Origin of the sequence: Pseudacidovorax sp. RU35E (assembly GCF_900156165.1) — a bacterium.
In the GTDB taxonomy this organism is placed as follows: domain Bacteria; phylum Pseudomonadota; class Gammaproteobacteria; order Burkholderiales; family Burkholderiaceae_C; genus Xenophilus.
The window spans coordinates 395,620-409,942 of record NZ_FTMY01000003.1 but is presented as its reverse complement, the minus strand read 5'-3'; the positions used below and the strand labels follow the sequence as shown (position 1 = coordinate 409,942).

The following is a 14,323-nucleotide window of genomic DNA, read 5'->3' as shown; positions in this document are numbered from 1 at the left end:
TCAGCCCACGCGCACCAGCGCCGCCACCGGGCCGCCGCCGGGCGGGCCCTGGTGCTCGGCACCGCCCGAGACGTACAGCGCCGTGCGGCCGGCCACCGAGGCCAGCACCGCGCCGACGGCGGCACGGGCGTGACGGGTGGAGTGGATGTCCGAGTCGTTCAGCATGGTGTGGCGCAGGCCGCGCACCCGGCCGTCGGGGCTGGCCTCGGCCTTGGCGAGCAGGTTGACCAGCTGCTGCGCGATGAGCGCCGCATCGGCCTCCGGGTCCAGCCCGAAGTGCTCGCGCAGCAGCGTGCGCAGGCCGGCAGTGTCGACGGCGTCGCGCATCAGCGCATGGCCGATGCGCAGCGGCGAGGCACTGCCCGTGGCCTCGCCCAGCACGATGACCACGTTGCCCTCCAGCTCGATGCCGGCCGACACCGAGGCGCGCGCCGAATGCAGCGACGTGTCGTGCAGCACGGCGGCATCGGTCGCGCGGGCCGGGTCGATCTCGCCCAGCGCCACGCCCACGCCCAGCGCCGAGGCGGCGCGCGAGTAGCCCATCGACTCGTAGGTGTCGCGGGTCACCGTGTCCAACCCGCGGCCGAGCGCGTCGTCCACCTTGGCCGAAGTGAGCAGCGGGCACTTCACCTGCACGAAGTGCACGTCGGCCGCGCTGTCGATGCCGGCGTCGCGCATGGCGGCCTGCACCGCCTCGGCCGTGGCGGCGATCTGCGCCTGGCGGCCCATCTCCTCCGGCGCGAAGTCGCGCGTGTGGGCGATGCCGACCACCAGCCGCTTCTCGCCCTCCACCACTTCATGCGGCAATGCCGCGCGGCGGGTGAAGACGGTGAAGTGCGGCGACAGCACGCCCTCGGTGCCACCGGACATCACCAGCGCCACCTGCGCATGCACCGCCTGCGGCGTGCAGCCGCGGTGGGGCGCCAGGTAGTGGCACCAGGCCATGGCGGCGAAGTCGCGCGTGTGGTCGTTGACGCAGCCGTTGCCCTCGGTCTTGCCCATCACCGCGACGATGTCGCGCGGTTCGAGCACGCCGGCCTCGACGAGGGCCTGCACGCCACTCAGGTCGCCGGGCCCGCGGCAGGGCACCACATGGGCGTCCACATGCTGGGGGACGCGGGCGCTCATTCGGCGCTCCAGTCCACCTCGCCCACCGGCACCGCGGTGGACGGCACGCCGGGCGGCGTCTGCAGGATGGCGCGGCTGTAGTGCTCGGTGTTGCGCGGCCGGGGCGTGGGCATCTTCTGCACCGCCTTGACCGAACGGCCCCAGCCCACGGCGTCTTCCACCAGCCGGCCTTCGCGCATGACGAAGCGCCCACGCAGCAGCGTATGCAGCGGATAGCCCTGCACCGGCCGGCCGTTCCAGGGCGAGATGCGGCTGATGCTCTGCAGCCGGTTCTGCGACAGCACGCCCTGGCGCGCCATGTCGACGATGGCGATGTCCGCATGGGCGCCGGACGCGATCACGCCCTTGGTGCCATACAGGCCCCAGGCCCTGGCCGGCGCGACGGCGCTCCAGCGCACGTAGTCCATCAGCGAGGCGCGGCCACGGTTGACCTCGGTGAGCATCAGCGGCATCTGCGTCTCCACGCCCGGGAAGCCGCAGTCGCAGTCCCAGATGCTCTCGCGCGTCTTCTCCTCGGGCGCGTGCGGCGCATGGTCGGTGGCGATCATGTCCAGCGTGCCGTCCATCAGCGCGTCCCACAGCGGCTGGTTGTGGCGCGGCTCGCGGATGGGCGGGTTCAGCCGCATCACGCCGCCCAGCTTGCGCATGTGCTCGGTGTTGAGCAGCAGGTACTGCGGGCAGGTCTCGGCCGTCACGTCCACGCCTCGGCGCTTGGCCTCGCGCAGCAGGAAGAGCGAATCCGCCGCGCTGTGGTGCGCGATGTGCACCCGCGCGCCGGTCCATTCGGCCAGCGTGAGCACGCGGCCGATGGCCTCGATCTCCGCCACGGCGGGCCGCGCAGCAAGGTGCGCCAGCGCGTCGATGCGGCCGGCGTCCTGCATCTTCTTCTGGCGGCGGAAGAGGATGGACGAGTTCTCGGCATGCACCACGGTGCGGATGCCCAGCGGCGCCAGCGTCTCGAAGCCCTCCAGCAACGCACCGTCCGTGGGCGCGGGCAGGTTGCCGAAGGTGTTGCCCACGAAGGCCTTGAAGCTGGTGACGCCGGCCTCCAGCAGCTCCTCCAGCCGCTCGATGGTGTCGTCGCCCAGCAGGCCGTGGATGCCGAAGTCGCAGTACGAGGCCTCGGCCGCCTTCTGCTTGAGGCGCAGCGCCTCCACCGTGCCGGTGGCCGGCGAGGTGTTGGGCATGTCGAAGACGGTGGTCACGCCGCCCAGCGCCGCGGCGGCCGAGCCGGTGCGCCAGGTCTCCTTGTGCGGATAGCCGGGGTCGCGGAAGTGCACATGGCTGTCGATGGCGCCGGGCAGCAGGAACAGGCCATCGGCGCGCAGTTCCTCGCGCGCGGGCGGCATGGTGTCGTCGTGGCCCACGGCCACGATCTGCTCGCCGGCGATGGCCACGCTGGCCGGCACGATGGCGTCGGGCGAGACCACGCTCGCGCCGCGGATGACGAGGTCGACTTCGGGTCGCATGGTGTTCGCTCCCGTGCTCACAGCGCGGCCCAGCCGCCGTCGACCGGCAGGTCGGCGCCGGTGATCTGCCGCGACACCTCGCTGGCCATGAACAGGCAGGCGTTGGCGATGTCGGTGTCGGTGGAGACGCGCCGCAGTGCGTAGTCGGCCGCATGGCGCTGCATGGCTTCTTCCAGCGTGATGCCCAGGCGCTGGGCCATGTTGGCGCACACCTTCTCGCGGAAGCGCGGCCCGTCGACCATGCCCGGTGCGACGTTGTTGACGTTGATGTTGTGCGGTCCGGCCTCCAGCGCGAAGCTCTTGGTGATGCCGCGCAGGCCCCACTTGGACGCCGAGTACGCCATGCGCCCGGCGCGCCCCCGCAGACCGAAGGTGCCGCCCACGTTGACGATCTTGCCGCTGCGCTGCTCCACCATCGCGGGCATCACGGCGCGGATGGTGTTGAAGCAGCCGGTCATGTTCAGGCGCACGATCTCGTCGAACTCTTCCGTCGTGGTCTCCCAGCCGGTCTTGCCGATGGGGCCGGAGCCGCCGGCCACGTTGACCAGGATGTCGATGCGGCCGAAGGCGGCGAGCGCCGCCGTGGCCAGCGCCTCGGTCTGGCTGGAGACGGTGAGGTCGCAGGCCACGACCTGGGCTGGCACGCCCAGCGCGCGGGCCTCGGCGGCCACGGGTTCGATGGCGGCGGTGTCGCGGCCGGCCAGCACCAGCTTGGCGCCTTCGCGGGCAAAGGCCAGGGTGATGGCGGCGCCCATGCCCTTGGCCGGGCCGGTGATGATGGCGACCTTGTCGCGCAGTTGCAGATCCATGGCGGTCTCTTCTTTCTTCAGGGGGCTTGTCGGAGTGGTCAGGGCGCGACGGTGCTGGAGGGGCGCTCGGCGCGCGCCGGCAGGAAACGGCGGTCGAAGACCTCGCCCACCTCGGGCTGGCGCGGCAGCTGGTTGGCCTCGGCCACGATGCCGATGGCCTTCTTCAGCCGCGCGTCGTCCACGTCGCCCAGGCCGATGCGGGCGATCTCGGGATGGCTCATGTCGTTCTTGAGCGTGGCCAGGAGCTTCTCCTTCTCGACGTCGCGCTTGAGCAGCGGCTCGCGCTTCATCACCGCGTCGATGCCGGCGTCGGGGTTGGCCAGCACGTCCTTGATGGCGCGGTTGAGGGCCTTCACGAAGCCGGTCACGGCCTGGGGCTTGTCCTGCACGAAGCTGCGCGAGAAGAAGACGGTGTTGGCATAGAGGTCCATGCCGTGGTCGCCGTAGCGGATGAAGCGCAGGTCCTTGGCCGGGTCCAGCCCCATGCCGCGGGCGCTGAAGCTCACGGTGGTGACATAGCCGAAGGCGCCGTCGATCTGGCCGCGCACCAGCATCTGCTCGCGCAGGTTGGGCGCCATGTTCGAGATCGTGACCTTGGCGGGGTCGATCTTGGCGAGCTTGGCGAAGGCCGGGAAGAGCTTGAGCGCGCCGTCGTTGGCGGGGCCGCCGAGGGTCTTGCCTTCGAGGTCCTTCGGCGTCTTGATGGGACTGTCGCTGCGCACCACCACGGCGAAGGGGGGCGTGTTGTAGAGCATGTACACGCCCACCGGCGCATCGGCCGGCCGCTTGGAGGCCAGGTCGATCAGCGCGTTCATGTCGCCGAAGCCGGCCTGGTAGGTGCCCGCCGCGACCTTGGGGATCGAGGCGGCCGAGCCCTCGCCCTGGTCGATGGTGACGTCCAGGCCTTCCTGCTTGAAATAGCCACGGTCCTGCGCCAGGAAGAACCAGGCCTGCGGGCCTTCGTACTTCCAGTTGAGCACCAGCTTGATGGGCGTCTGCGCAGCGGCCGGCAGCGCGGCCAGCGCCAGGGCGGCGGCGCCGAGCAGAGGCCGCAGTCGGCGGGCGAACAGGGAGAGGGTCGAGGTCATGGCGAAGGCTCCTCAGTCGGGTTGGGAAGGAAGGTCGGAAAGATCGGCGAGCGCCGCGCCCAGGTCGGCGGCGCGGGCGGTGAAGCCGTGCAGCAGGCGCACGAGGTAGAGCACGCCATCGGTCACGTAGCCGGGCGACGAGGTGCTGCAGGCGTCCTCCAGCAGCACGCAGTCGTAGCCCAGGAAGGCCGCGTCCTGCAGCGTCGAGAACACGCAGCGGTCGGTGTTGATGCCGGCGAACAGCAGCGTGGTGATGCCGGCGTTGCGCAGCACGCTGTCGAGTTCGCTGTCCCAGAAGCCCGAGAGCCGGTGCTTGTGCACCAGGATGTCGCCGGGCTCGGCCGCGAGTTCGTCGATCAGCGCCGCACCCCAGCTGCCCTGCACCAGCGACGGGCCGTGGTCGACGGGCGAGCGCTCGCCGTAGCCCACACCCTCGGCCGTGCGCTTGCCCTTGAACTGCACCGTGGGGCCGAGGTTGCGCCGGTCGGCACGGATGCCCCAGTTGCACCAGACGAGCGGGCTGCCCCCGCGGCGCCAGGCGGGCAGCAGCGCCTGCAGCACCGGGATGGGCCGGCGCGCGGCCTGCACGTCCAGACCCTTCTGGCCGAACCAGCCTTCGGGGTGGCAGAAGTCGTTCTGCATGTCGACCACCACCAGGGCGGTGCGGGCCAGGTCGATCACCAGCGATTCGGGCTGTGCCGGCAGCGCCAGCGGCCGCGGCGCCGGCGGCGTGCGGACCAGGCTCAGGCGCCCGTCCTGCAACTGCCAGCGGTTGGCGGCCGCGGGGCCGAAGCCGGGGGTGTCGCCGGGGGCCGTGTCCAACTTGGTGCCGGAAGTGCGTTCATCGCTGTGCATGCGTCAGGGGCACGCATCGCCCGTGCCACTGGCGCTCACTTTCCGGCGCTTTATCGCGGTAGCGCCGTTGCCGTTGCGGCAACGGTCCGCCGGCGCTTCAGAGATTGGCCGGCAGCGGCTGCTTGAGCCAGCGCGTGGCCATGGCGGCGAGCCGGCCGTTGGTCTTGAGTTCGGTGATGGCGGCGTTGATCCGCTCGAGCAACCGCTGCTCGCCCTTGGTGACGGCGGCGCACACGGGCGAGTTCATCAGCAGGAACTTCTGCTCGGGCTTGCGCGGGGGGTTCTTCTCCATGATGGCCGCGGCCACGATGTTGCCGACGGACATGAGGTCGCTCTGTCCGCTCAGGAAGGAGCTGATGGTGTTGCTGTGGTCCTCATAGCGCTGGATCGCGGCCTCCGGCGGCGCCATCTTGGTGAGCAGCTGGTCCTCCAGCGTGCCGCGCGTCACCGCGATCTTCTTGCCGGCCAGGTCGGCCACGCCCGTGGCGGTCTGGTCGACCGGGCCGAACACGCCGATGTAGTAAGGCGCGTACAGCTGCGTGAAGTCCACCACTTTGGCGCGCTCTTCGTTGCGGCCGATGTTGAGCAGCAGATCCGCCTTGCGCGTGGCCATGGTCGGGATCTTGGACTGGGCCGTCACCCGCACCAGCTCGGCTTTCACGCCCAGTGCGGCCGCCATCAGGTTGGCGAATTCCACGTCGTAGCCCTGCGGGCTCATGTTGGCATCGACCGAGCCGAAAGGCGGGTAGTCGAGCGTGATGGCGACGCGCAGCACGCCGGCCTTCTGCACGTCGTCGAGCGTGTCGGCCAGCGCGGCCGGCATCGTGAGCAAGGAGCCGCCGGCCGCCACGGCCAGGGCGAGGAGGGAGCGTCGGAACATGGTGGAGGTCCTCAGTGGGTTTCGAGCAGGAAGGCGTGCAGCGCGGCGTCGAATGCCGCAGGCGTCTCGACCATCGGCGTGTGCCCGCTGTCGGGCATGCGGGCCAGGCGGCTGTTCGGAATGCCGGCCAGCAGCGTGTTCGCGTGATCGATGGTGCGGCCCGCGTCGTGGGCGCCGAACACCACCAGCGTTGGCGCGGTGATCTTCGGCAGCAGCGGCCGGCAGTCGGTGTAGAGCAGGCTCTGCTGCACGTCGATCATGGCTGCCAGCGGCGCCGTCTGCGCGCGCTCTACATAGCCCTCGAAGAAGCCCTCGGGCAGTTCGCGGAACCAGTGCGCACTGATCTCGCGCAGGTTGGCATGGCCGTTGTCGCGCAGGTCCTGCAGCAGCACACGGCCCAGCGTGTGGTTGGTCATGAAGGCGCCGGTGCACACCAGCACCACGCCACCGTAGCGCCCGGGGTCGTTCGAGGCGGCGATCTGGCTCACCACGCCGCCCATCGAATGGCCACCGATCACCGGCTTCTCGAGGCCCAGCGCATCCACGAAGCCACGCACGCGGCGGGCCAGCGACTGCACGCTGTACCCGTCGGGTGGCGCGGCCGAGCGCAGGAAGTTGTCGATGGCATAGCCGCGCCAGCCGGGCGGGAGCGCCTTCAGGGTGCGCTCCCACAGTTCAGAGGAGCTGCCGAAGCCGCCGTGCATGAAGACGATGGCGCGCTCGCCGCTGCCGGCCTCGGCGTAGTGGACGGGCACCCCGTCGACGGAGATGGTGGGCATGTTCGTTGCGTAAGGTGTTGCGATGGCGGGTCAGCGTAGGTCGGCCCGACCGGCGTCACAACGTGCAATTTCGCGAACTGACTCATTAACGAGACGGCAGCAGCCATGACCACCACGCACCACTACGCCCACATCGGCGAGCGCCTGCGCAGCCGGCGCCAGGATGCGCGTTTGAGCACCGAGCAGGTGGCGCGCGCGGCGGGCATCTCCCGCGCGCTGCTCTACCGCTACGAGTCGGGCGAGGTGGTCAAGCTCGAGGTGCTGGAAAGGCTGGCCCGGCTGTACGAAACCTCCACCGGGGCCCTGCTCGGCCTGGGCAACGAGTACATCACCCACGGCATGCTGTTCTTCGATCGCCAGCAGCGGCTGGAGGCCGAGGCCACGCAGATGACCGTGGTGTTCGGGCCGCAGGCCTACATGCTGAGCTCGGACGCCTACGACGCCGCGCTGGCCGAGCGCCTGGTCGATCAGCGCGACGACCAGACCGCCCTGAGCCCGGCCGAGGCCGAACGGCTGATGCACCTGCTGGCCAAGCGCAAGGCCGCCTTCACACGCAACCGGCCGGCGCTCGTCAACATCGTGCCGGTGAGCGACATCGAGCGTTACCTGACGCACGGGCTCGGCGGCCACCCGCGCCTGCCCGCGGCCGAGCGCACCGCCCGGCGGCTCGCCGCGCGGCGCGAAATGGAGCGCCTGGCCGGCCTCATTGCCTCGCCGCCGATGGGCATCCAGGTCGTGCTGACCACCCAGCCGCTGCCGACCAGCGGCTTCCAGCTGGTCCAGTTGCCGCACGGGCGCCGCGTACTCGTGACCAGCCCCTTCCGGATCGTTGAGCCGACCAACCTGCACTACGGCGTAGCCATGATCAGCGAGGACGAGGAAGCGTTGCGCCTGCACGAGACACTCGCCGCGCGCCTGTGGGATTCGGCCCTGAAGGGCGCAGCCGCCAGCGCAGAACTGGCGCGCCTGCTGCATGCCCATGCAGACACCACAATGGGCGCATGAACCACCTGCGCCTGCTGCGCTACGTCGATGAAGTGGCGCGCATCGGATCCATCCGCCAGGCAGCCGAGCGCCTGCATGTGGCGCCCTCGGCGGTCAACCGCCGCATCCAGGACATCGAGGAGGAGCTGGGCACGCCGCTCTTCGAACGGCTGCCGCGGGGCATGCGGCTCACGGCCGCGGGCGAGCTGTTCGTGCGCTATGTCCGCGACCGGGGCGCGGAGCTGGAGCGCGTGCGCTCCGAGATCGAGGAGTTGCAGGGCCTGCGCCGCGGCCGGGTGCGGCTGGTGGCCAGCCAGGCGCTGGCGCCCCGCTTCCTGCCCGCGGCCATCGCCGCCTTCCGCGAGACGCATCCGCTGGTGGCCTTCGACGCGCGCATCGGCGACCATGTGCACGCGGCCGAGGCCCTGCGCAGCCTGGACACCGACCTGGCCCTGGTGTTCAACCTGCCCGCCGAATCGGACATCCAGCGCCTGGACGTGGCCGGCCAGCGGCTGATGGCCATGATGCATGCCGAGCATCCGCTGGCCGGCCGCAGCGCGCTGCGCTTGCGCGATTGCGCCGACTATCCGCTGGTGCTGCCCAACCGCGACATCGGTGGGCGGCAGCTACTGGAGCGCTTTCTGTCGCGCAGCTCCATCCGCTTCCAGCCCATGGTGGAAAGCAACAGCTTCGAATTCCTGCTCGGCTGCCTGGCCGACCGGCGGTCGATCACCTTCCAGATGGCCATTGGAACCGACCTCACGACGCCCGACCTGGTGGCCCGCGCCATCGAGGACCGCGCCTTTCCGCAGGGTGAGCTGGTGCTGGGATGCCTGCGGGGGCGGCAGCTGCCGGTGATCGCCTATGCCTTCGCCGAGTTCCTGCGCGAACGGCTGGCCGCACTCGGTGCAGACGGCGGCTGAGCCGCTGCGCTCAGGCCGATCTGCGCGGCCGCAGGCACCGCGCCGTGAGCGCCGCCGCGACGGCGGCCGTGGCGGCCAGCGTGCCCAGCGACATCGACCGCGCCATGGCCGAGGCCAGTTCGCCAGTGCGGGGCACCAGCAGCTCCATGCGCCGTTTGGTCACGGCCAAGCCCAGCTCGCCCAGGCGGTCATGCAGCCGTCGTTCGGCCAGCGGCAGCAGGATGGTCTCTTCGTCCGCCACATGGTGCAGCACGTCGCGCAGCAGTTCCATGAAGGTGTCGTCGAAGGCCCCATCGTCGGCCTCCATGCCGCGCAGGCGACCGATCAGCCGCTTCATCTCGTCGTGCTCGGGCACGCTCTTCTGCATGGCCTCCTCATCGCCTGCGACAGCACGCAGCGCGGGATAGAAGATCTCCTCCTCCAGCTGCGCATGGACCTCCAGCGCCAGGCAGACCTGGTCGACCAGCCCGCGCTTCACGCGCGGGTTGTCGGTCGTGCGGTACTGGTGGAAGGTGGCGACCACGTGCGTGTGGTCGAGCCGGATCATGTTGGTGGCGTAGGGCGCCAGGCATTCGGTGGCGGTTCGCATCATGGGGCTTCCGTTCTCTGAGGAATCGTGGTCGCGGGACCGCGGACAAGGTCATGCGCGGCGGCTCAGCGCACGCGCCGGCTGCCGCGCTTGCGGCCCATCAGCCAGCACAGCAGCACGGCGCTGCCGGCCGTCCAGGCCAGCTTGCGCACCAGCCTCGGCCGGTCGTGCGTCCAGGCGGCGCCCAGGCCCATCTCGGCGACCACGTTGGGCACATGGCCGCGGCGCAGGTCGTCGATCACGCCTTCGACCATGTCGGTACGGTCGGCCAGCAGCAGGATCAGCCAGTGGCGCAGGTCGTTCTCGCTGAAACGGAAGGCAGCGCGCCGAAGCCCGCCGCTTGCGCCCTGCGGCGGCAGCGTGCTGCCGAAGATGGGCGTGATCGTGCTGTCTCGCTCGGTGGAGCACAGCACCTCCACCGTCTGGGGCTGCTGCGCGGGTTGCGTCCAGTGCACGCCCTCCAGCCGGGGCGGCGTGCGCTCCATCGGCACGGCGGGGCGGCTGCTGCGCTCGCGGTCCACGCCCCAACCGGGGATGTGGGCATGGCGCGCAGGCGTGGCCGCAGAAGAGGATGCCGAATCGTTCGTCGTGGTGTCTGCCATGGGAGTGCCTCCGTGTCCGTTCGTCAGGCGCGCGCCGAGGGCGGCAGCAGCACGACCTTGATGCAGTCGTCCAGCTTGCTGCTGAACAGGTGGTAGCCCTCGGCCACCTCCTCCAGCGGCAAGCGGTGGGTGATGATGTCGCTGGGCCGGATGCGGCCGGCCTGGATGTGCTCGATCAGCTTGGGCAGGTGGCGCTTGACCGAGGCCTGGTTCATGCGCAGCGTCAGGCCCTTGTTCACCGCGTTGCCGATGGGCAGCGCGTTGAAGGTGGGGCCGTACACGCCCACGATGGACACATGTCCGCCCTTGCGCACCGAGTTGATGGCCCAGTGCAGCACCGTGGCGGCGCCGCCCTGCAGCTTGAGCTTCACGCCCGTCAGCGTCTGCGCGAAGCTGCCGGCGGCCTCGGCGCCCACGCAGTCGATGCACACGTCGGCGCCCAGGCCGTCCGTCATCTTCTTGATGTGGATGGCCATGTCGCGCACCGACTTGAAGTCGACCGTCTCGCAATGGGCGAACTCACGGGCGAAGGCCAGGCGGTATTCGACGTGGTCCACCACGATCACCCGGCCCGCCCCCATGAACCAGGCCGAGCGGGCAGCGAACAGGCCCACCGGCCCCGCACCGAAGACCACCACCGTGTCGCCCTCGCGGATGCTGCCCATTTCCGCCGCCTGGTAGCCGGTGGGAAAGACGTCGGTCAGCAGCACCGCGTCGTCCTCGTCCAGGCCCTCCGGCAGCACCGTGGGGCCGATGTCGGCCATGGGCACCCGCACGTACTCGGCCTGCCCGCCGGCATAGCCGCCGGTGGTGTGCGAGTAGCCGAAGATGCCGCCCACGGCGGTGGCCTCGGGGTTGACGTTGTGGCAGTTGCTGAACAGCTCGCGGCTGCAGAAGAAGCAGGTGCCGCAGAAGATGTTGAAGGGCACCAGCACCCGGTCGCCGGGCTTGAGGCGCTGCACATCGGGCCCCACGCGCTCGACCACGCCGGTGAACTCGTGGCCGAAGGTGGTGCCGACGCGGGTGTCGGGCACCAGGCCGTGGTAGAGGTGCAGATCCGAGCCGCAGATGCAGCTGCGGGTGACGCGCACGATGGCATCGCCCGGATGCTCGATCTCGGGCTCGGCGCGTTCGTCGATGCGGACCCGGTAGGGGCCGCGGTAGTTCATGGCAAGCATGGGGTCGGGGTCCTTGCGTGGAGGAAGGAAAGTCGACACCCATCGTTGCCGCGCACGGCCCGGCCCTTGTAGGAAGCCGGCGAGGCGCGGGTAGGCGAGCCCACGCGGCGAGCGCGGGGCATGCGCCCGCGCGCGCGTCGCCGCTCAGTCCGTGCCGCGCGCGGCCCGTCGCACCACCTGCGGCGGCACGCCGAAGCCGCGCAGGAAGACCTCGCGCAGGTGCCGCGCATCGCGAAAGCCCGTCTCACGCGCCACCACCTCGAGCGGATGGCGGCTGCGCTCCACCATCAGCCGCGCGGCTTCCAGCCGCAGCCGCTCCACCGCCTTGGCGGGCGACTGGCCCGTCTCGGCCGCGAACACGCGGCTGAACTGGCGCGGGCTCAGGTGCGCCACCTCGGCCAGCTGCTCCACGGACAGCGGCGCGGCTAGGTGGGCGCGGGCGTATTCCAGCACCTGCTGGATGCGGTCGGAGCGCGGCGCCATCTGCAGCAGCTCGGAATGCTGCGACTGCCCGCCGGAGCGCCGCTGCGGCATCACCAGGCCGCGGGCCACGGCGCGGGCGGCGTCGGCGCCCAGGTCCTTCTCGACCAGGCCCAGCGCCAGATCGAGTTCGGCCGTCATGCCTGCCGACGTCCAGAAGGGGCCGTCGGTGATGAAGATGCGGTCGGGCTCCACCTGGATGGCCGGATGGCGCTGCTGCATGGCCTCGGCCCAGTTCCAGTGCGTGGTGGCACGGCGCTGGTCGAGCAGGCCGGCATCGGCCAGCAGGAAGGCGCCGGTGCACAGGCCCGCCACGCGCCGGGCCCGCGGTGCCGCACGGCCCAGGGCCTGCACCAGTGGCGCATCGGCCGCCATGCGCAGCGGCGCCAGCGTGCCGGCCACCAGCCAGGTGTCCACCGCGGTGCGCGAGGTCAGCGCCCGCGTGGGCACACGGGTGCCCACCGACGGGGCCACCTCGCCGCCGGCCAGCGAGTAGTTCTCGACGCCATAGACGCGCTCGCGCGCCGCCAGGTTGGCGAACTCGAACACGGCCTGGGTGGCCAGGGCCATGACCTGGAAGCGGTCGGGCAGCAGGTAGCCGATGCGGTGCATGGAAGGGCCTCGGAGGCGATGTCTGGAATCCTGTCGTTATACGTCATTTGAGACAGACGCTGCCCGTCGCATCATTCGTCCCATGCCGCCCACCGAGGCGGATTCAAGGACCCCGACCATGACCTCCATCGCTTCCGGCACCGCCCTCGTCACGGGCGCCTCCTCCGGCATCGGCGCCCTGTATGCCGACCGCCTGGCCCGCCGCGGCCACGACCTGATCCTGGTCGCCCGCGACCGCGAGCGGCTCAATGCGCTGGCGCGCGACATCAGCAGCCGCACCGGCCGCAACGTCGAGGTGCTGCCGGCCGACCTGACCGATGCGGCATCGCTGGCCACGGTGGAGGCCAAGCTGCGCGAGGACGCCAGCATCGGCCTGCTGGTCAACAACGCGGGCATCGGCACCCACACGCCGCTGCTGGCCAGCGACGTGACCGCCATGACGCGCATGGTGGCCCTGAACGTGACCGCACCGATGCGGCTGGCCTATGCGGCCGTGCCCGCCTTCGTGGCCCGCGGCGCCGGCACGGTGATCAACATCGCCTCCATCGTGGCGGTGGCGCCCGAGATCCTCAACGGCGTGTACGGCGGCACCAAGGCCTTCATGCTGGCCTTCAGCCAGTCGCTGCAGCACGAGCTGGTCGACAAGGGCGTGCGGGTGCAGGCGGTGCTGCCCGGCGCCACGGCCACCGACTTCTGGGCCGCCGGGGGCCTGCCGGTCGAGAACCTCGACGCCCGCATCGTGATGCGCGCCGAGGACATGGTCGACGCCGCCCTGGTCGGGCTGGACCGCGGCGAGACGGTCACCCTGCCCTCGCTGCATGCCGTGGAGGCCTGGGAGGCCTTCGAAGACGCCCGCCGCGCCCTGGGCCCGCAGCTGTCGCGCAACACGCCGGCACCGCGCTACCTGGCCGCCCACTGAACCGGAGACGCGCCATGCAGATGCAGCAAACCCCCTTCGGCCGCACCGGCCTGCGGCTGTCGCAGATCGCCCTGGGCACCGCCAACTTCGGCCAGCGCTGGGGCCACGGCGCCGACGCCGCCGAAAGCGCCGCCCTGCTGGACGCCTATGCCGCGGCTGGCGGCAACGTCATCGACACCGCGGACGTCTACCAGTTCGGCCAGTCCGAGGAGATCCTGGGCAGCCTGCTGGCCGGGCGGCGCGACGACTTCTTCCTGGCCACCAAGTTCAGCAACGGCGCCTCGCCCAAGGCCGGCCCGCTGGTCACCGGCAACAGCCGCCGCGCCATGGTGGCCTCGGTGGAGGCCAGCCTGCGCCGGCTGAAGACCGACCGCATCGACCTGTACTGGGTGCACCACCCCGACGGCGTCACGCCGTCGGAGGAGATCGTGCGCGGCCTGGACGACCTGGCGCGCGCGGGCAAGATCGTCTACGCCGGCCTGTCCAACTTTCCCGCCTGGCGCGTGGGTCGCGCCGTGACGCTGGCCGAGCTGACCGGTGCCGTGCCGATCGCCGCGGTGCAGTTCGAATACAGCCTGGTGCACCGCGCGCCGGAGGTCGACCTGCTGCCCGCCGCCCAGGCGCTGGGCCTGGCCGCCGTCACCTGGTCGCCGCTGGGCGGCGGCATGCTCACCGGCAAGTACCGCCAGGGCGAACGGGGACGGGCCGAGGCGCTGGGCGGCAAGGTGTTCCAGGCGGAGAACTCCGCCGAGCGCACCGCCGTGCTCGATGCCGTGCTGGACGTGGCCGCCGAGCTGCACGCCACGCCCGACCAAGTCGCCATCGCCTGGCTGTTGGGCCGGGACGTGCAGCCGCTGCTGGGGCCACGCACCCTGGCCCAGCTGCAGTCCAACCTGGGCGCGCTGCAGATCACGCTCTCGGCGGAGCAGCGCGGCCGGCTCGACGCGGCCAGCGCGCCGCGTACCGCCGCATCGGCCCCTGCGGCGGCAGCGGCGTTCACGGCGCCCGCCACACCCGTGGCCTGACCG

Annotated in this window: 15 protein-coding genes; 4 read left to right on the top strand and 11 right to left on the bottom strand. The window is 71.1% G+C overall.

Going from position 1 to position 14,323, the window contains the following annotated elements:
* The 7 genes from BXA03_RS07420 to BXA03_RS07390 all read right to left on the bottom strand — a co-directional run bounded on the left by BXA03_RS07420 (nt 1) and on the right by BXA03_RS07390 (nt 7,008).
* Complete coding sequence (locus BXA03_RS07420; RefSeq protein ID WP_076505600.1) at nt 1-1,128, bottom strand: cyanuric acid amidohydrolase; 1,128 nt, start codon at nt 1,126-1,128, stop codon at nt 1-3.
* Nucleotides 1,125-2,597: a dihydroorotase gene (locus BXA03_RS07415; RefSeq protein ID WP_076505598.1), complete on the bottom strand. Its 1,473-nt coding sequence runs from the start codon at nt 2,595-2,597 to the stop codon at nt 1,125-1,127. Before BXA03_RS07415 ends, BXA03_RS07420 begins: the two co-directional genes overlap by 4 nt.
* A 17-nt stretch (nt 2,598-2,614) precedes the next feature.
* On the bottom strand, nt 2,615-3,406 hold the full coding sequence (locus tag BXA03_RS07410) for an SDR family NAD(P)-dependent oxidoreductase (protein ID WP_076505596.1): 792 nt from the start codon (nt 3,404-3,406) through the stop codon (nt 2,615-2,617).
* Nucleotides 3,407-3,444: 38 nt separating this feature from the next.
* On the bottom strand, nt 3,445-4,494 hold the full coding sequence (locus BXA03_RS07405) for an ABC transporter substrate-binding protein (protein ID WP_076505593.1): 1,050 nt from the start codon (nt 4,492-4,494) through the stop codon (nt 3,445-3,447).
* 12 nt (nt 4,495-4,506) lie between these two features.
* A complete protein-coding gene (locus BXA03_RS07400) occupies nt 4,507-5,349 on the bottom strand; it encodes a cysteine hydrolase family protein (protein WP_083715932.1) in 843 nt (280 codons plus the stop codon).
* A 97-nt stretch (nt 5,350-5,446) separates the two neighbouring features.
* Nucleotides 5,447-6,229, bottom strand: a complete 783-nt coding sequence (locus BXA03_RS07395; protein ID WP_076505590.1) for a transporter substrate-binding domain-containing protein — start codon at nt 6,227-6,229, stop codon at nt 5,447-5,449.
* Between the two features lie 11 nt (nt 6,230-6,240).
* Nucleotides 6,241-7,008, bottom strand: coding sequence for an alpha/beta fold hydrolase (locus tag BXA03_RS07390; RefSeq protein WP_076505587.1), 768 nt, complete (start codon nt 7,006-7,008; stop codon nt 6,241-6,243).
* Between the two features lie 105 nt (nt 7,009-7,113).
* Between BXA03_RS07390 and BXA03_RS07385 the strand changes: the two genes are divergently transcribed.
* On the top strand, nt 7,114-8,013 hold the full coding sequence (locus tag BXA03_RS07385) for a helix-turn-helix domain-containing protein (protein ID WP_076505585.1): 900 nt from the start codon (nt 7,114-7,116) through the stop codon (nt 8,011-8,013).
* Nucleotides 8,010-8,915 (top strand): LysR family transcriptional regulator, encoded by a 906-nt coding sequence (locus BXA03_RS07380; RefSeq protein ID WP_076505583.1) that lies wholly within the window; start codon nt 8,010-8,012, stop codon nt 8,913-8,915. Before BXA03_RS07385 ends, BXA03_RS07380 begins: the two co-directional genes overlap by 4 nt.
* Nucleotides 8,916-8,925: 10 nt before the next feature.
* On the opposite strand, the gene BXA03_RS07375 is transcribed toward BXA03_RS07380, so the two are convergent.
* The 4 genes from BXA03_RS07375 to BXA03_RS07360 all read right to left on the bottom strand — a co-directional run bounded on the left by BXA03_RS07375 (nt 8,926) and on the right by BXA03_RS07360 (nt 12,376).
* Entirely contained in the window at nt 8,926-9,507 is a 582-nt protein-coding gene (locus tag BXA03_RS07375) for a hemerythrin domain-containing protein (protein WP_369822402.1), read from the bottom strand.
* Nucleotides 9,508-9,569: 62 nt separating this feature from the next.
* Nucleotides 9,570-10,106 carry a hypothetical protein gene (locus tag BXA03_RS07370; RefSeq protein WP_076505581.1) on the bottom strand — a complete coding sequence of 179 codons (537 nt, stop codon included), beginning with the start codon at nt 10,104-10,106 and terminating at the stop codon, nt 9,570-9,572.
* A gap of 23 nt (nt 10,107-10,129) precedes the next feature.
* Entirely contained in the window at nt 10,130-11,284 is a 1,155-nt protein-coding gene (locus BXA03_RS07365) for a zinc-dependent alcohol dehydrogenase (RefSeq protein WP_076505579.1), read from the bottom strand.
* Nucleotides 11,285-11,428: 144 nt separating this feature from the next.
* Nucleotides 11,429-12,376, bottom strand: a complete 948-nt coding sequence (locus BXA03_RS07360; protein ID WP_076505577.1) for a GlxA family transcriptional regulator — start codon at nt 12,374-12,376, stop codon at nt 11,429-11,431.
* 118 nt (nt 12,377-12,494) lie between these two features.
* Here BXA03_RS07360 and BXA03_RS07355 point away from each other — a divergent pair, with 118 nt between their 5' ends.
* Both BXA03_RS07355 and BXA03_RS07350 read left to right on the top strand, forming a co-directional pair.
* Nucleotides 12,495-13,295, top strand: a complete 801-nt coding sequence (locus BXA03_RS07355) for an SDR family NAD(P)-dependent oxidoreductase (protein WP_076505575.1) — start codon at nt 12,495-12,497, stop codon at nt 13,293-13,295.
* A 20-nt stretch (nt 13,296-13,315) separates the two neighbouring features.
* Nucleotides 13,316-14,320 carry an aldo/keto reductase gene (locus BXA03_RS07350; RefSeq protein ID WP_076505814.1) on the top strand — a complete coding sequence of 335 codons (1,005 nt, stop codon included), beginning with the start codon at nt 13,316-13,318 and terminating at the stop codon, nt 14,318-14,320.
* The last annotated feature ends 3 nt before the right edge of the window (nt 14,321-14,323 follow it).